This window comes from Chitinimonas viridis (genome assembly GCF_030409555.1).
Classification (GTDB): domain Bacteria; phylum Pseudomonadota; class Gammaproteobacteria; order Burkholderiales; family Chitinimonadaceae; genus Chitinimonas; species Chitinimonas viridis.
In genome coordinates, this window is record NZ_JAUFPU010000007.1 from 1 (window position 1) to 16,462 (window position 16,462).

A 16,462-nucleotide genomic window follows, 5' to 3' on the forward strand; every position below is an offset into this window, starting at 1 on the left:
TAAAGAGCGTTTGCTTCTTCAGACCCACTCCGCTAAACTCATTCGTTTCGCTTCGTTTTTGTCTGCGTCAGCAGCAGAGAAGCGAACTATACGCACCCTCCCCGTACCCGTCAACACCTCCTCCGCAAAATTCCGCTACTTTCCGCACCAACACGCCTAAGTCGCTGATCTGTAATATCTCCGCAACACCCTATTTTTATCGCTTCCCAACCAAAACCCGCGCCAACTCGCACGCAGCGAAAGATCGCGCCCTGCAAAAAAACCGAGAAAACCTCAAAAACCAGGCAAAACGCCCCGCAAGCGGGGCGTTCGAGGGTGTGGTGATCGAAATTTGCTATATAAGTTTAGTGAACGCGCGAATAGCATGGGCCACTTGAAAATCACAAGCCCCACCCACAACTTAAGCAGCAGAGAGGCTGCAACTGCGCAGCCCACCCGAACATACCGCCAGGAAAACGTATGCCTACCATCACCATGTACAGCACGGGCGTCTGCCCCTATTGCATACGTGCCGAGCAGCTACTCAAGAGCAAGGGCGTTGCCATAGACGAGAAGGTACGCGTGGATCTGGATCCCGTCCGCCGCGATGAAATGATGTCACGCACCGGTCGCCGCACCGTGCCACAGATCTATATCGACGACTTCCACGTAGGGGGCTATGACGACTTGGCCGCACTGGATCACGCCGGCAAGCTCGATACCCTGCTTGGTCGCTAAACATGGCATATGCTGTCTGAATCTGCGATGATTCGCCCGCCATTTCTTATCAACAGTTCAATCGTTTTCAGCAGGAGTCGCCATGAGCGATCAGCAAGCACAACCCGTTTTCTCCATCGAAAAACTCTTCGTCAAAGACCTGTCGCTGGAAGTCCCCCACGCACCGCAGATCTACCTCGAAGCCAATCAGCCTGAAATCGAGATGCAGCTGCATACCGAGAGCAAGGCTATCGACGAAGGCTATTACGAGAACATGCTCACCGTCACCGTGACGGCTCGCGTGGGCGAGAAGACGGTATTCCTGGCCGAAGTAGCCCAGGGTGGCATCTTCCAGGTGCGCAACATCCCCAATGAAGATCTTGAGCCCATCCTCGGTATCGCCTGCCCTAACATCCTTTTCCCCTATGTGCGCGAAGTGGTGTCGGATCTGATCAACCGTGCCGGCTTCCCGCCCGTCATCCTGGCACCGATCAACTTCGAACAGCTGTATAGCCAGCGTCAAGCTCAGGCAGCCAGCCAAGATGCGCCCGCAACTGTTCAGTAAGTATCTGGCAGCCAGCCTTGCTGGCCTGGCCGCCCTCTCCGCCACCGCGCTGGAGTTCCGCTCGGTGGCGGAACACGGCGCGGTTTTTTATGATGCCCCCTCCCTCCAGGCCAAGAAGCTGTTCGTCGCCAGCAAAGGCTTGCCGGTAGAAGTGTTGGTCGACAACAAGGACTGGCTACGGGTGCGCGATCAGTCGGGTACGCTGGCCTGGGTAGCCAAAACCACGCTCAACGCCAAGCGCAATGTCGTCATCGCGGTAAACCGGGCCGAGATACATGGCGCCGCCGACCTCAAATCCCCCCTGTTGTTCGTCGCCGACAAGAGCGTCATTTTCGAACTGCTCGAAACCGGCAAGACTGGCTGGGTCAAGGTCAGGCATCGCGACGGCGCACAAGGCTATATCCGCATAGAAGAGGTCTGGGGCCTATGAAACTCACCGTATTGGGCGCTGGTGCCTGGGGTACCGCGCTGGCCATGAGCTTTGCCGAGCGCCATCAGGTCACCCTATGGGCCCGCAATGCCGAGCAAATCGCACAGATGCAGCAGGTCGGCGAGAACAGCCGCTACCTTCCCGGCCAACGCTTCCCCGCAGGCCTGGCCCTGGAATCAGACCTGCCGCGTGCGCTGGCAGGCACCGAGCTGGTCTTGATCGTCACCCCGACCGCCGGCCTGCGGCCCTCGCTGCGCGCCCTCACTGCATTGGGCAACCAGGCGCCCGTACTATGGGCCTGCAAAGGCCTGGAGGCCGACACCCAGCAACCGGCCCATGAAGTCGCCGATGCCGAACTGCCACCCTCGGTGCCGCGCGGCATACTCACCGGCCCGAGCTTCGCCCAGGAAGTGGCCGCCGGCCTGCCCGCCGCGCTGACCCTGGCCTCGGAGGACGAAGTCTTCGCCGGCAGCATGGCGGCCACCCTCAATTCCAGCAAGCTGCGCATCTATTCCAGCACCGATATCATCGGCGCCGAGATAGGCGGCGCGGTCAAGAACATCATGGCCATTGCAGCCGGGGTCAGCGATGGCCTGAAGCTGGGCCACAATGCCCGGGCCGCCTTGCTGACGCGCGGGCTGGCCGAAATCACCCGCTTTGGCGTGGCACTGGGCGCCCGCCCGGAAACCTTTACCGGCCTGTCCGGCCTGGGCGACTTGATACTCACCTGTACCGGCGATCTATCGCGCAACCGCAAGGTAGGCCTGTTGCTGGCCGAAGGCAAACCACTGGCCGAGATCATCCAGAACCTGGGGCATGTGGCCGAAGGCGTCAATACCGCCCAGGCAGTGCAGCAGCAAGCCTTGCGCCAGCAGGTCGAGATGCCAATTACCGCAGCGGTCTGCCGTATGCTGTTCGACGGCCTACCCGCCGCAGAAGCCATTGCCGGCCTCATGGGCCGTGGCGTCAAAAAGGAAGCTGCCTGAGCATGCCCTGACCGCGTCAGCCAAGCAGCATCCCGCGCGCCATCAAGCGTACAACAGCAGCGGGAAGGCTGACGCGGCAGCCTGCCGCAGCAAATCCCAGCTCAGAAAGCCCACTAGGCATGCCATCCCACCCGCTTCAAACTTACCGTGGCGCATGCCACTGTGGCGCAGTCCAATTCGAAGTCGAGACAGACTTCCCTGAACTGACGATGTGCGACTGCTCCATTTGCAAGAAGAAGAACGCACTCATGGTCAAGGTGCACGAGAGCAGCTTCAAACTCCTTGCAGGCGACGACTCGCTCACCGAGTACCAGTTTCACACCAAGACAGCACGACACTTCTTCTGCAAGGTCTGCGGTATCTATCCCTTCCACCGCAAGCGCGTCACCCCCGACCATCTTGGCATCAACGTTCACTGCCTTGAGGGCTTCAACCCTGAGGGCATACCGGTTCGCCAGGCAGTCGGCGCCGCCATGTCATAAGCAGCCCAAGCATCCTGAGGCGTCCATCCCCAACCCGGTGCCCCTCCCCCGGGCAAACTGCTGGCGCAGCCGATGATGACGCCCTCAACGGGTACTTTATAAGGCCGCCAGAAACCGCCGCTGCGCCGCCACGAATTCGCCTTCGTGCGAAATAAAGGGCGCGTGCCCGGCCCCCTGATGCAGCACCAGCTCCCCCTGCGTTGCCTGTGCCAACCAATGGCCAGCCTCTGGCGGCGTCATGCGGTCACGCTCACCAAACTGCAACAGAACCGGGCACTGCACCGCGGCCATGCGCGGGCGCAGATCAGCCTGCTGCAATATGCCCAAGCCGGCCATTAGCGCCGCCCGCTGCGGTGCTGGCCGCGCCGCCAGGCTGGCTTGCAGGGCCCGCAGCACACTGCGGCCATCCTGGCTGCCCATCACCTGCAGCGCCAGGAACATATCCAGGGTAGCCGCATAGTCCCGCGCCAGACTGTCGGCAAACGCCGTCAATGTCTCGGCGGGCGTTGCACTAGGCCAGTCCGGCCGCTGCATGAAACAGGGCGAGGATGCGCACAGCGTCAACGAGCGCACCTTGTGGGGTGAGCGCAGCGCCCATTCCGTCCCGACGGCGCCCCCCAGCGACCAGCCCAGCACATGCACCGGCAAGGGGAAGGTCTCATCCAGCGCCGACGCCAGGGCAGGCAGGTCGTAGGGATGCACCATGTCGCTGGCACCACAGCCGGGCAGATCGACGATATGCACGCAGAAATCCGCCGCCAGTTGCTCGGCAGTTCGCTGCCACACCGCACCGTGTATGCCCCAGCCGTGTATCAGAACCAGATCCGCCCCCTGGCCCAGGGTTTCCATATACAAAGACATGCCTAATTACCAACTAGTTCAAGCAAGGCGGCAAGCAGGGCCGCCACATCCGTCGTCTCATGCGTGGCAGACAGCGTCACCCGCAGCCGGGCGGTTGCCACCGTAGGCGGGCGTATCGCCGCTACCCAGATACCGCGCTCCCATAGCTGCTGCGATAGCCGCAAGGCCTGCTCGCTGTTCGACACCACGATGGGCTGTATGGCGCTCTCCGACGGCAGCAACGCATAGCGGCTGGCTCGCAGACCCTCGCGCAGCTGGGCGATATGCGCTTGCAGGCGCTCACGCCGCCAACCCTCTGCCGCCATGACCGACAGCGAGGCACAGGCGGCCTGTGCAATGGCCGCCGGTGCAGCCGTCGTGTAGATCGCCGTATGGGCCTTATTGATCAGCCACTCGATGACCGCCGTCTCGGCGGCCACCAAGGCCCCGGCCACGCCAGCCGCCTTGCCCAGCGTGGCCAGATAGATCAGCCGCGGGGAGCGCAGCCCCCAGTGCGCCAAGCTGCCACGGCCCCCACCCAGCACACCAAAGCCATGGGCGTCATCCACATACAGCCAGGCGTCGTAGCGCTCCGCCAGCGCCAGCAAGGCGGGCAAGGGCGCCATATCGCCATCCATGCTGTAGACCGCATCCACGGCGATCAGCTTGCGCCGCGCCGTGCTTGCCGCCAGCAAGTGCTCCAATGCCGCCAGGTCGTTGTGGGCAAAACGGCGAAAATCCGCCCTGCTCAATACACAGGCGTCGTTGAGCGAGGCGTGGTTGAGCTTGTCAGCAAACACCGCATCGCCCCGCCCCATCAGCGCCGTGATCACCCCAAGATTGGCCATATAGCCTGTCGCAAACCCGAGTGCCGCCGGCAAACCCAGCCAGGCCGCAAACTGCTGTTCCAGCTGCTCATGCGGCAGCTGGTGGCCGCAAACCAGGTGCGATGCGCCACTGCCTACGCCATAGGCCTCCACCCCCGCCTGCACGGCCACCCGCAAGCGCACATCATTGGCGAGGCCCAGATAGTCGTTGCCACAGAAATTGAGTAGGTGCTTGCCGTCCACCTCCAGGCGGGCTGCCTGCGGCGAGCTCACCACACGGCGACGGCGACGCAGATGGCCGGCGTCCAGCGCAATCAGCCCCGCCTCCAACTCATCTAGCATAGAGAATCGATCAGTCATGGCTGGCATTTTATACCGCCGTTGCCACACACCACGGCAGCTCTGTTATCTTTCTGCCTCATCAAAAAGACTTGCCCATATTCAGGAGGCACACATGTCCGACCCAAACATCAATCCCTACGCCAGCCAGACCGTCAACCTGGACGACGATCCCCGTACCGGTGAACTCGCCAGTCGCTGGACACGGTTATGGGCTGCACTGATTGATGCACTGATCAATATGGCCTATGCCATCCCCCTGGCTTTTGCCTTTGGCACCATGCAGCTGGCCATGAAGGGGCAGACACCCTCGTTCGGCACCACCTTGATGCTGGCAGGCCTGGGCTTTCTGTGTTTTGTCGCCATCCATGGCTACCTGCTGCATACCAAAGGCCAGACAGTGGGCAAGAGCCTGCTGGGCATACGTATCGTCAGCACCAGCGACCAGCCTGTGCCCCTGGCCCAGCTGCTGCTGCGCCGCTACCTGCCCATCTCGGTTGTGGCCATCATTCCGGTAGTGGGCGGCATTCTCACGGTCATCGACGTACTGTTCATCTTCCGCGATGACAAGCGCTGCATACACGACTTGATTGCCGACACCAAGGTTGTCAACGCCGCCTAAACCAAGACATAGAGCACCCGCATGCAAGCGATACGTACAGCCCTACCTGATGTCGTCATCCTGGAGCCCAAGGTCTTCGGCGATGAACGCGGTTTCTTCTACGAGAGCTTCAACGCCCGGCTGTTCCGCGAGCTGACCGGCAGCGATGTCGAGTTCGTGCAGGACAATCACTCGAAATCAGTCCGAGGTGTGCTGCGCGGCCTGCATTACCAGTTGCAGCAAGCCCAGGGCAAACTGGTTCGGGTTGCGTCTGGCGAAGTACTGGATGTCGCAGTGGACATACGCAAGTCCTCCCCTACCTTCGGGCAGTGGGTGGGCGTGCGCCTGTCGGCCGAAAACAAGCGCCAACTCTGGGTGCCTGCAGGCTTTGCCCACGGTTTCGTGGTCTTGAGCGAGACCGCCGAGTTTCTCTACAAAACCACCGACTACTACGCCCCCGCGCATGAGCGCTGCATCGCCTGGAACGACCCGACGCTGGCCATAGACTGGGAGTTCGACGGTGAGCCGCAATTGTCCGGCAAGGATCAGCAGGGCAAACTCCTGGCCGAGGCCGACCTGTTCGACTAAGCGCCATTCAGCACGACAAGCCCAGCCCGCCCCAGGCGAGCTGGGCGACCTCGCCACCATCCCGGCCTGACACCGCAAGGGCCAAACGAAGCGCCACAGTCCATGCTGCGTACCGCCTCAGCGCCTGCGATGAACCTGCATCGCTGAAAAGCTGAAGCCCACTCAAAAAGACGGCGTGTGCCAGGGGCTACCAGCCGCCAGCTCAGGCATCCCCACAGCATTGCCTTGCATCCATGGCAGGTGTTCAGAGTTTCATCAGCAACTGCAGCAGCCACATCGCCAGTATGGCCAGCTGCCCCAGGAAACAACTCAGCCTAAGCCACACCTGCCAGGCCCGCGTACCACTCAGGTGCACCAGCGACTGGCTCACCCGCAGCCCCAGCAGCAGAGGCGCCGCCGCATCAGTGACGGCGGTCTGGCCGGTGGCAATGGCATACAGCAGCACGGTGGCCACCAGGGGCAGATTCTCGATGCAGTTGCCATGTACCCGCACGATACGCTCAGCCAGATCCCCCAGCCCCTTGTTGTCGGCGGTGAAGCCGTTCACCGCCCGCTCGCCCCGCAGCAGGAACAAGGCACGGTGATTGATCAACAACAGCACCATCAGCACACACCAGCCGGCGTAGCCCAGCAAGGCCACCGCAGTGGGATTCATACCTACTCCTTCGTCTATTGCGTCACGGTTAAAGCGCCTTCACCACCCATTTGAGGGTTGCGTCATCGGGGTGGGGGCGTATATCAAACCCCAGTTTCTTCATCAAACCCAGCATGGCCGTATTGGATCCCAGGATATCGCCCTCTATCGACGACAAACCAGTATCACGGGCGGCCTTGAATAGCGCCTCCATCAATTGCACGCCCAGGCCCTTGCCCTGCCAACGATCAGCAATGGACACCGCAAACTCGCAACTGGCGGCATCGGGGTTGGCGGTATAGCGAGCCACGCCGGCGATGCGCTCACGGCCATCCTCCGTCACCGTGGCAGCCACAGCCATCTCGCGGGCGTAATCGAGCTGGGTAAAACGCACCAGCATGCCGGGCGACAATTGCTTCAGCGTACTCATGAAACGGTTGAAGCGGCTCTCATCCGATAGCTCCACCCGAACAAAATACTGCAGCTCATCCGCATCTTCCGGCCGCACCGGGCGGAGCACACAGGCCATGCCGTCCTTCAACTGGCCGTGGGTGATCAGATGTGCCGGGTAGGGGTGCACCGCCATATGGCTATAACGGCGGAAGCCCGGCGGCAATGCCGCCACGACTATGCTGGCATCCACGGCAACCGCCCCGTGTTCATCCACCACGACCGGGTTCAGATCCAGCTCCACCATCTCCGGCAGCTCACACACCATCTCGGACAAACGCAGCAGTATCTGCTTAACCGATTCGACATCGGCCGCCGGATGGTTGCGGAACGGCCCCAATGCCCTGGCCACCTTGGTGCGCTTGATCAGGTTGCCTGCAATCATGTCATTGAGCGGTGGCAAGGTCACCGCCACATCCTCGAATACATCCACCGTCAGTCCGCCAGAACCAAAGGCAATGATGGGCCCGAACACCGCGTCACGCGCCACCCCCAGCATCAACTCCCGGCCATGGCGCTTGCCATGCATCTTCTGCACCACCAGCCCATGCACGCTGCCCGCCGGCAAGCGCTGCCGGGCGTAGGCCAGCATGGCCTCGGCATTATCGGCCACCTGCTCCAGCGAATTGAGATTGAGCAGCACGCCGTCGATATCGCTTTTATGTATCAGGTTGTCGGCATCGATCTTCAAGGCCACCGGCAAGCCGATGCGGGCAGCAGCAGCCACCGCCTCCTCCGGCGTCGCCGCCGGCAGGGTGGGTGGATGGGGAATATGGAATGCATCGAGCACCACCAGCGACTCCGCCGTGGTCAACAGGCTGCGGCCTGCCGCCAGGGCGCCCGCTATCACCTGCCTGGCCTGTGCCACATGGGGCTCGCTACGGCTGCTGAGCGGGCCGGGGGTCTGCAGGCTCAGCTCCTGTATGTAATTCCAGGCCGCCAGGCTGGCAAACGCCTCCACCGCATGCTCGGGCGAGAAGAAGTACGCCATATGGGCCCGATCCAGCAACTTGCGGGACAAGGCGATCTTCTTGTCCCCCAGCCAGACCAGCATCAATAGCTTGTCGGTCTTGCGCCGCAGCGCGATCATCCGCTCAGCCGTGGCAAGATGATCCGTCCCCGCCTGCGGGGTCAGCACCACCAGTACGCCATCAACACTCGGGTCAGCCAGGCAGGCCTCGGCAGCTACCAGAAAGCGCTCTGGCGGCGCATCACCCAGAATATCCACCGGGTTATCGTGATTGCCTATGGGCGGCAGCGATTGATCCAGGTAGGCCACCGTGGCCGCATCCAGCCTGGGCATCTCCACCCCCAGCTCGCGCGCCCTGTCCACCGCCATACGACCGGCGCCATAGCCATTGGAAATCACCGCCAGCCGGCGGCCGCGCGTGCGGTAGTTGGCCGCCAGCATGCGGATGGCGATGCTCATGTGCACCATGGTGGGCACCCGCAACACGCCTACCCGGCGCAATGCGGCATCAAACGCATCGTCCCGCCCTATCAGCCGGTAAGAATGCGTACGGGCGGCATGGTCTGTCGGGTTGGGGTCACGTCCCACCTTGAGGCAGACCACCGGCTTCTGCCGGGCAGCGGCGCGCAGCGCGCTCATAAAGCCACGAGCCTCGCCTACATCCTCCAGGTACAGCAAAATGCCCCGTGTCTGGGAGTCCTGCGACAGAAAGTCCAGTATCTCGCCAAAGTTCACATCCGCCGCCGCCCCCATGGAGACCACGGCCGAGAAGCCCACCTCATGGGCTTCGGCCCAATCCAGAATGGCACTGGCCACCGAGCTGGACTGCGACACCAGGGCCAGATTGCCCGGCTTCACATGCCCCTGGTAGTTGGCAGCAATCAGCCCCTGCGATGGCCGCATCATGCCCAGCAGGTTGGGGCCCAAGAGGCGCACACCGTATTGCCGCGCCATGGCCACCGCCTCTTCCAGCAGGGCGCGATTGCTGGAATCCACTGCCACAAAATCGCGCGACAGCACCAGCGCCATCTTCACACCACGCTCGCCGCACTCCCGCATCAACCCCGGCAGGGTGCGAGCCGACGTGGTGATGACAGCCAGGTCTATCTCATCGACCGGCACCGCCGCGATGCGGTCGTACACCCGCTCGCCAAACACCGCGCCATGCCGCAGGTTCACACCAAACAGAGCGCCCTTGAAGGGTGCATCGAGCAGGTTGCGGAACACGCGGGCACCAACCGAATCCGTGGTTTCGGATGCACCGATCACCACGATATTGTTCGGCTGGAACAGCGGGCTGAGGTAATGCGCCTTCATTGCGGTCCAGCGCTCCATGGAGCCATCCCATCTCGTGTGGTTGTAGCGGGCAGTTACAGTGTAGCCGCTGCCCAGGCAAGGCTAGTGACGCTATCGCCGCCCAGCATGCAGCCCAGGCATGCCGCAGCGCTCCTGAACCTGCCTGCAGCCCCATCCTCTACAGACGGGCATCAAGCCGGCACATCAAAGCCCGCAGCCTCTATGGCAGCGCGTATTGCAGCCACCGTGGCCTGCTGTGGCTCGAATACTACGGTCGCTTCCGCTTCCGCTAGGCGCACCTGTACGGCACTCACGCCAGCCACCGCCTTGACGGCGCGTTCCACCGAAGCCACGCAACCACCGCAGCTCATGCCTTCCACCTTGAATACCTGTTCCATCACTTGCTCCTTTGCCTATCGCTACGGACATGACCTGAGCACCAAGCCTATCACCACGCCGTCCCCTGCCATAGTGCAGCAATCTTCCGCGCACGTTGTGGTCAACAGAGCCGATACCGGGCGGGTATAATCCTTCCGCTGATTAAATCTCTCCTGCATTGAACCAAGGACAAACCATGAATCTCGACCGCGTATCTGCTGGCAAGGACGTACCGAACGACTTCAACGTCGTCATCGAAATCCCCGCCAACGCTGCCCCCATCAAGTACGAACTGGACAAGGAAACCGGCGCCATGTTCGTGGACCGTTTCATGGGCACCGCCATGTTCTACCCATGCAACTATGGCTACGTGCCGCAGACCCTCAGCGAGGATGGCGACCCGGTCGACGTGCTGGTCGTCACCCCCTTCCCCCTCAGCCTGGGCGTGGTGGTGCGCTGCCGTCCGCTGGGCGTGCTGAAGATGGAAGACGAGGCCGGTATCGATGCCAAGCTGATCGCCGTGCCGGTGGACAAGCTCTGCCCCATGTACAAGGAGATCAAGTCCACCGGCGACCTGCCCCCGCTGCTGCTGGAACAGATCCGCCACTTCTTCGAGCACTACAAGGACCTCGAAAAGGGCAAGTGGGTCAAGGTAACCGGCTGGGACGGCATCGAAGCCGCCCAGAAGGAACTGGTCGACGGCGTAGCGCGCTACAAGTAAGCCTGCTCAGTCACCGCCCAAAACGGCCGCCGCAAGCGGCCGTTTTTCATTTCCATTCATCCCCTTGATCGACAGCTCGTCGCATCGTACTGGCCCCCGCCCTTGCCTCTCTGGCATAAGAACCCGCGAAGAACCCAAGTCACTGATGGGCGGAACGGAACAGGCGTCAAGGAAACCCAGGCGCGGGACGTCAGTGCAGCCTGGGCCAACAGGCGCTCCCTGACTGAACCCATACCCAGCCCTCCCGCTGCGCTGGCGCTGGGTAGCCCACGAGCTGGCTTCGGCTTTTCAACTAAAAAGCTTACAACAGGGGACAACACATGCAACTGACCCGCCTCACCTGCGCACTCGCGCTGGCACTACCACTCAGTGCCCTTGGCGCACCCAAATCCGGCATAGACCTGAGCAACTTCGATACCAGCATACGCATACAGGACAATCTCTATGCAGCGGTCAATGGCGGCTGGGAGAAAAAGACCGAGATCCCGGCCGACCGCACCAGCTGGGGCGCCTTCCAGCAGTTGCGTGATCAGTCCGAACAGCAGGTACGCGGCATCATCGAAGCGGCCACCAAACAGGATGATGCCAACGCACGCCAGATCGCCGCACTGTATGGCAGCTTCATGGATCAAGCCCAGGTAGAGCAGCTGGGCAACAAACCACTCAAGCCACTGCTTGAGCAGATAGCCGCCATCAAAAACCAGGCTGGCCTGTTGACCGCGCTGGGACTATGGCAAAGCCGGGGCGTGCGCCTGCCGCTGCGTATCAGCGTCGATCAAGACAGCAAGGACGCCACCCGCTACCTGCTGGATATCCGCCAGGGCGGGCTAGGCCTGCCCGATCGCGACTATTACAGCGAGCCGGATGCGCGTATGGCCGCAGCGCGTGCCGCCTACAAGACCTATCTGCAGACCCTGCTCATGCTGGATGGCGAAACGGCCCAGGACGCCAGCACCAAGGCCGACGCAGTGATCGCCCTGGAGGGCAGGCTTGCACACGCCCAGTGGAGCAAGGTCGACAATCGCGACCCCGAGAAAACCTACAACAAGCTTGACCGTGCCGGCCTCAAAGCCCTGGCGCCGCAGCTGGATTGGGACGCCTTCCTGGCCGCAGCGGACGCCGCCCAGGCCACCGAGGCCAATATCAGCCAGCCGGGCTACATCAGCACCCTGGCCAAGCTGCTGCACAGCGAGCCGCTGCCGCTATGGCGGGACTACCTGCGCATCCGGGTGCTGGACGGCTACGCCCCCTATCTGTCCAGCCCGTTTGCCGACGCCAGCTTCCACTACCACGACCAGGCCATAGCCGGTGCCAAACAGCCACGACCACGCTGGAAACGTGGCGTGGAAATAGTGGAGAAGAACCTGGGTGAAGCCGTGGGCCAGCTCTATGTGGCGCAATACTTCCCGCCCCAGGCCAAGCAAAAGATGCAAACCCTGGTGGACAACCTGCTCAAGGCCTATGGCCAGAGCATAGACAAGCTGGAATGGATGAGCCCCGCCACCAAGCAGGCGGCCCAGGCCAAGCTGGCCAACTACACGGTCAAGATCGGCTACCCCAAGCGCTGGCGCGACTACAGCGGGCTGACCATCAAGCACGATGACCTGCTGGGCAATGTGCTGCGCGGCCACCAGTTTGACTATGCCCGCGAACTTGCCCACCTGGGCCAGCCCATAGACCGCGAGGAATGGGGCATGACGCCCCAGACGGTGAACGCCTATTACAACGCCTCCCTCAATGAGATCGTGTTCCCGGCGGCCATCCTGCAGGCCCCGTTCTTTGACGCCGAGGCTGACGATGCGGTCAACTACGGCGGCATAGGCGCGGTCATCGGCCATGAGATCAGCCACGGTTTTGACGACGAAGGCAGCATGTTCAACGGCCAAGGCAACCTGCAGAATTGGTGGCAGGCCAGCGACAAGGCCGCCTTTGGCAAGCTGGCAGAGCGCATGGTGGCGCAATACAGCCAGTACCAACCCATAGCCGGCCGCTACGTCAACGGCAAACTGACGCTGGGCGAGAACATCGCCGATCTCTCCGGCCTGCAGATTGCCCACAAGGCCTATCTGCTCAGCCTGGACGGCAAGCCGGCACCTACGCTGGACGGCTATACCGGCGAGCAGCGCTTCTTTATCGGTTTTGCCCAGGTCTGGCGTAACAAGACCCGCGAAGCCCGACTCCTGCAACAACTGACAACAGGCCCGCATTCGCCCTCCACGCTGCGCCCCATCGGCGCCGCCGTCAACAGCGATGCCTTTATGGAGGCCTTCAACGTCAAGCAGGGCGACGGCATGTTCAAACCCACCAGCGAGCGCATACGCATCTGGTAGGACACCAACGCTTCTTGGGGCCGCGCAAGCGGCCTTTTTTTGTTGGTCATGCCCCCCTTGTCCCACGCCCCACAAGCCGCTGCCCTTGCGCTATTCTGTGCTCCCCATCCGACACGGAAGACCGCCATGCGCTACCAGCCACTGGGCAGCAGCCAACTCCAGGTCAGTGCCCTCTGCCTGGGTACCATGACCTTTGGTGAACAGAACACTGAGGCCGAGGCGCACGCCCAGCTGGACCTGGCCTATGAGCGCGGCATCAATTTCATTGATGTGGCCGAGATGTACCCTGTCCCCGCCCGGGCAGAAACCCAGGGGCTGAGCGAACGCTACCTCGGTACCTGGCTGGCACGGCAACCGCGCGACAAGCTGATCATTGCCACCAAGGTGGCCGGCCCTGGCCGAGGGCTGCAATGGCTGCGCTCACCCTTGCGTTGCGATGGCCCGCAGATTCAACAGGCCGTAGAGGCCAGCCTGCAGCGCCTGCGTACCGATTACATCGATCTTTACCAATTGCACTGGCCTGCCCGTAGCGTCCCGCTGTTTGGGGCCAGCCAGTACGAACCAGCCGATGAGCGCCACCAGCCCAGCCTGCACGAGCAACTGACTGCGCTGGGACGGCTGGTGGAACAGGGCAAGATACGCTATGTGGGCCTCTCCAACGAAACCCCCTGGGGTGTCTGCCAGTTCATCAAGCTGGCAGAGCAGCACGGCCTGCCCCGCGTCGCCAGCGTACAGAATGCCTTCAGCCTGGTGAACCGCAGCTTCGAGCAGGGCCTGGCCGAAGTCTGTCATCGCGAGCATGTGGGGCTGCTGGCCTATAGTGCGCTGGCCTTCGGCCACCTGAGTGGCAAATACCTGGATGACCCGCAGGCCGCCGGCCGTATCACCCGCTTTCCTGCTTTTGGCCAGCGCTATGGCAAGGAACAGCTCCCGCCTGCCGTCGCCGCCTATGTCGCGCTGGCCCGGGAGCATGGTCTCAAGCCTGCCCAGATGGCCCTGGCCTGGGCGCAGCACCGCTGGTATGTCAGCAGCACCATCATAGGCGCGACCCAATTGGGGCAGTTGGCCGAAAACCTGGACAGCACCGAACTGGTGTTGCCGCAGGCCGTGCTGGATGGAATAGAAGCTATCCACCGGCGCTACCCTAATCCTGCCCCTTAGAAGCTGGCGTAGCGCTGCTCGATGGCGGCGTAATCGCCCCGCTTGCGCAGGGCCGCCAGCGCCGCATCGAAGCGGTCTCGCTGGACGGCGTTGCGAAATCCCATGCGATAGTTGGTGGGGGCAAACAGTTCGTGCCAGGCCAGTGGCTTGCCCATGCCTGGCTGCCCTGCCATTTCATGCTTGAGATGGTACTGGATGATGCGCTTGTCACCGACGATGACATCCACCCGGCCACCCATCAGCTGCTGATTGCGCCGCAATTGCTGCGGCTCCTCGCGATACAGGGGGTTGGCCACGGTCATGGCCTGGAAATCCGGCCCCAGCAAGCTACGCGCCCGCTGGAATGAACTCACCGAGTAGCGGCCCAGATCCGCCACATTGCGCAGAACGATGCGCCGCTCGGCCAGCGTGACCGCGAAATTGTGATACCGGATATAAGGCTGGGAGTAGAACGCCTTGACCCCGCTTTGCTCGCCCGTGGTGGTCAATGCATCGATTCCGCCCTCCGCCAGCATCTGGTGCAGGCGCTCCTGCGGGGCAAAAAAGGGTTGCACCGTCAAACCCGCCTCCTGCGCCACCGCCACCACGATTTCATATTCCAGGCCGGTATTGCCGGTCTCGAAGATATAAGGGGGCTTGTAACTGCCAAAGCCCACCACCAGCGTCTCAGCCCAGGCTGCGGGCCCACCCGGCAGCACCAAGCCGACAAGCAGCAACAACAATCGCATGATGATCTCCTCCTGGCAGTCCCATCAATAGCTGTCGTACTTCTTCTCGATGGCGAGGTATTCCCCGCTCTTGCGCAGCGCATCCAAGCCCGCATCAAAACGATCGCGTTGTTCAGCCAGCCTGAAGGCCACCTGGTAGGGCGTAGGGGGAAACAAGGTAAACCAGTTGACGGGTTGGCGGGTATCCACCACGTCCGATACTTCGCGATTGAAGTATTGAATGATGCGTCTGTCACCTACTACCACATCGATACGGCCCGAATACAGCAGGCGATTGCGAGCAATTTGCTGAGCCTCTTCCCGATACTGGGGATTGTTGGACGCCATGGCCTGGAACTCCGTGCCCAGCAGGGTGCGGGCGCGCTGGAAGGCGCTGACCGAATAGCCCCCCAGATCCGCAATGCTGCGCAGATTGAGCTTGCGCGAGGCCAGCGCCACCGCCACATTGTGGTATTCGATGTACGGTTTGGAGTAATGAGCCGGCACGCCACTGCGGGTATTGGTTGTGGCAATGGCATCAATCTGGCTCATCTCCTGCATGCGATGCAGCCGTTCCATGGGTGCAAAAAAAGGTTCCACTTCGAAACCTGCCGCCATGGCGGCCTGCACCACGATATCGTATTCCAGCCCGCGCTTTTCCTGCTCAAAGATGTATGGTGGCTTATGGGTCCCAAAGCCTATGCGCAATTTCTCCGCCGCGCAGGCGCACGACAGTAGGAACAAGCTGACAAGTAGCAAATGACGGATCACGGCTTGGGCGGCTCTATAACCTCAATCATTTCTTTATAGCGCAAGGGCGTGGCATCGCAGCGGCCAAAACAGACTTCAATCTGCTTCAGATTGCGCACCCGCCGCCCCTCCAGCATGGCGGGCTGCCATACCGCCCGACGAAAGGCACCGATGGCCAGGTTGTTGAGTATCTCGTCCGCCGTGGATTCCACCACCTCGACACGGTCGGTCACACCAAACTCATCGACATAAACCGCCACCTTCACCCGCCCATCCAGCTTGGCATGTCCCATGTCCAAGGGCGTATCGACCCGCACTTCCACCAACGATTCCGCCGCGACATCCACCTCCTCGCTGGTGTACCAGGTGGTATCGCTAGTGCCGCCAAACACCGCTATGGCGCTGGGCAAGGATGACACCAAGGCTACCTCGACCGGCTCGGCTGCAGGCGTGGCTGGGGCTTCTAGCGTGGGTGGCGTTACGGGTGCCGCAGGCTGTGGTTCAGCCATACCGGGCTGCGTCGGCAAGGGCGCCGGCGGGGCGGGCTGAAGCGCCACCCTGGCCAGCTTGGGCTGCAGTGTCACATCCAGGGCCAGGGCATGGCGCCCCTGCCCTGTTACTGCTTCCGCCCCCAGCAGCGACAACAAGCTTGCATGCACCAGCGCAGAACCCGCCAAGGCATAGAAGAGTCGTCGCGGCATGGGCACGGCA

At 62.1% G+C, this 16,462-nt stretch carries 19 protein-coding genes; 11 read left to right on the forward strand and 8 right to left on the reverse strand.

Annotation, left to right across the window (positions count from 1 at the left end):
* The 6 genes from QWZ03_RS08080 to QWZ03_RS08105 form a co-directional block, all read left to right on the forward strand.
* On the forward strand, positions 1–377 hold a 377-nt coding region (locus QWZ03_RS08080), incomplete at its 5' end, for a hypothetical protein (protein ID WP_290332239.1).
* Positions 378–459: 82 nt separating this feature from the next.
* Complete coding sequence (gene grxC / locus QWZ03_RS08085) at positions 460–717, forward strand: glutaredoxin 3 (protein WP_290332240.1); 258 nt, start codon at positions 460–462, stop codon at positions 715–717.
* 82 nt (positions 718–799) lie between these two features.
* Positions 800–1,261: a protein-export chaperone SecB gene (gene secB, locus QWZ03_RS08090; RefSeq protein WP_284197293.1), complete on the forward strand. Its 462-nt coding sequence runs from the start codon at positions 800–802 to the stop codon at positions 1,259–1,261.
* Entirely contained in the window at positions 1,239–1,691 is a 453-nt protein-coding gene (locus QWZ03_RS08095) for an SH3 domain-containing protein (RefSeq protein ID WP_290332242.1), read from the forward strand. The genes secB and QWZ03_RS08095 overlap by 23 nt, the downstream gene beginning before the upstream one ends.
* On the forward strand, positions 1,688–2,677 hold the full coding sequence (locus QWZ03_RS08100; RefSeq protein ID WP_290332243.1) for an NAD(P)H-dependent glycerol-3-phosphate dehydrogenase: 990 nt from the start codon (positions 1,688–1,690) through the stop codon (positions 2,675–2,677). The genes QWZ03_RS08095 and QWZ03_RS08100 overlap by 4 nt, the downstream gene beginning before the upstream one ends.
* 119 nt (positions 2,678–2,796) lie before the next feature.
* On the forward strand, positions 2,797–3,159 hold the full coding sequence (locus tag QWZ03_RS08105; protein ID WP_441302635.1) for a GFA family protein: 363 nt from the start codon (positions 2,797–2,799) through the stop codon (positions 3,157–3,159).
* 96 nt (positions 3,160–3,255) lie between these two features.
* Here the strand turns inward: QWZ03_RS08105 and bioH are convergent, their stop codons facing one another.
* A complete protein-coding gene (gene bioH / locus QWZ03_RS08110) occupies positions 3,256–4,020 on the reverse strand; it encodes a pimeloyl-ACP methyl ester esterase BioH (protein ID WP_290332246.1) in 765 nt (254 codons plus the stop codon).
* 2 nt (positions 4,021–4,022) lie between these two features.
* Positions 4,023–5,168: an 8-amino-7-oxononanoate synthase gene (bioF, locus tag QWZ03_RS08115; RefSeq protein WP_290332247.1), complete on the reverse strand. Its 1,146-nt coding sequence runs from the start codon at positions 5,166–5,168 to the stop codon at positions 4,023–4,025.
* Between the two features lie 112 nt (positions 5,169–5,280).
* Between bioF and QWZ03_RS08120 the strand changes: the two genes are divergently transcribed.
* Both QWZ03_RS08120 and rfbC read left to right on the forward strand, forming a co-directional pair.
* On the forward strand, positions 5,281–5,787 hold the full coding sequence (locus QWZ03_RS08120) for an RDD family protein (protein WP_290332248.1): 507 nt from the start codon (positions 5,281–5,283) through the stop codon (positions 5,785–5,787).
* Positions 5,788–5,808: 21 nt separating this feature from the next.
* On the forward strand, positions 5,809–6,354 hold the full coding sequence (gene rfbC, locus QWZ03_RS08125) for a dTDP-4-dehydrorhamnose 3,5-epimerase (protein ID WP_290332249.1): 546 nt from the start codon (positions 5,809–5,811) through the stop codon (positions 6,352–6,354).
* Positions 6,355–6,598: 244 nt separating this feature from the next.
* Here the strand turns inward: rfbC and QWZ03_RS08130 are convergent, their stop codons facing one another.
* The 3 genes from QWZ03_RS08130 to QWZ03_RS08140 form a co-directional block, all read right to left on the reverse strand.
* The gene (locus QWZ03_RS08130) at positions 6,599–7,009 is read right to left on the reverse strand and encodes an MAPEG family protein (protein WP_290332250.1); all 411 of its coding nucleotides are present in this window, start codon (positions 7,007–7,009) and stop codon (positions 6,599–6,601) included.
* A gap of 28 nt (positions 7,010–7,037) precedes the next feature.
* Entirely contained in the window at positions 7,038–9,743 is a 2,706-nt protein-coding gene (locus tag QWZ03_RS08135; RefSeq protein ID WP_290332251.1) for a bifunctional acetate--CoA ligase family protein/GNAT family N-acetyltransferase, read from the reverse strand.
* A gap of 152 nt (positions 9,744–9,895) precedes the next feature.
* The gene (locus QWZ03_RS08140) at positions 9,896–10,102 is read right to left on the reverse strand and encodes a heavy-metal-associated domain-containing protein (protein WP_290332252.1); all 207 of its coding nucleotides are present in this window, start codon (positions 10,100–10,102) and stop codon (positions 9,896–9,898) included.
* 176 nt (positions 10,103–10,278) lie between these two features.
* On the opposite strand from QWZ03_RS08140, the gene ppa reads away from it, so the two are divergent.
* From ppa to QWZ03_RS08155, 3 genes are all read left to right on the forward strand, one after another.
* The gene (gene ppa, locus QWZ03_RS08145; RefSeq protein ID WP_290332253.1) at positions 10,279–10,803 is read left to right on the forward strand and encodes an inorganic diphosphatase; all 525 of its coding nucleotides are present in this window, start codon (positions 10,279–10,281) and stop codon (positions 10,801–10,803) included.
* A 320-nt stretch (positions 10,804–11,123) separates the two neighbouring features.
* Positions 11,124–13,133 (forward strand): M13 family metallopeptidase, encoded by a 2,010-nt coding sequence (locus QWZ03_RS08150; protein WP_290332254.1) that lies wholly within the window; start codon positions 11,124–11,126, stop codon positions 13,131–13,133.
* A gap of 126 nt (positions 13,134–13,259) precedes the next feature.
* Complete coding sequence (locus QWZ03_RS08155) at positions 13,260–14,294, forward strand: NADP(H)-dependent aldo-keto reductase (RefSeq protein ID WP_290332255.1); 1,035 nt, start codon at positions 13,260–13,262, stop codon at positions 14,292–14,294.
* On the opposite strand, the gene QWZ03_RS08160 is transcribed toward QWZ03_RS08155, so the two are convergent.
* The 3 genes from QWZ03_RS08160 to QWZ03_RS08170 are packed head-to-tail and all read right to left on the reverse strand — an operon-like array spanning position 14,291 to position 16,452.
* A complete protein-coding gene (locus QWZ03_RS08160) occupies positions 14,291–15,022 on the reverse strand; it encodes a substrate-binding periplasmic protein (RefSeq protein WP_290332257.1) in 732 nt (243 codons plus the stop codon). The genes QWZ03_RS08155 and QWZ03_RS08160 overlap by 4 nt on opposite strands.
* 24 nt (positions 15,023–15,046) lie before the next feature.
* Positions 15,047–15,709 carry a substrate-binding periplasmic protein gene (locus QWZ03_RS08165; protein WP_290332258.1) on the reverse strand — a complete coding sequence of 221 codons (663 nt, stop codon included), beginning with the start codon at positions 15,707–15,709 and terminating at the stop codon, positions 15,047–15,049.
* Positions 15,710–15,768: 59 nt separating this feature from the next.
* Entirely contained in the window at positions 15,769–16,452 is a 684-nt protein-coding gene (locus QWZ03_RS08170; protein ID WP_290332259.1) for a TonB family protein, read from the reverse strand.
* Between the last annotated feature and the right edge of the window lie 10 nt (positions 16,453–16,462).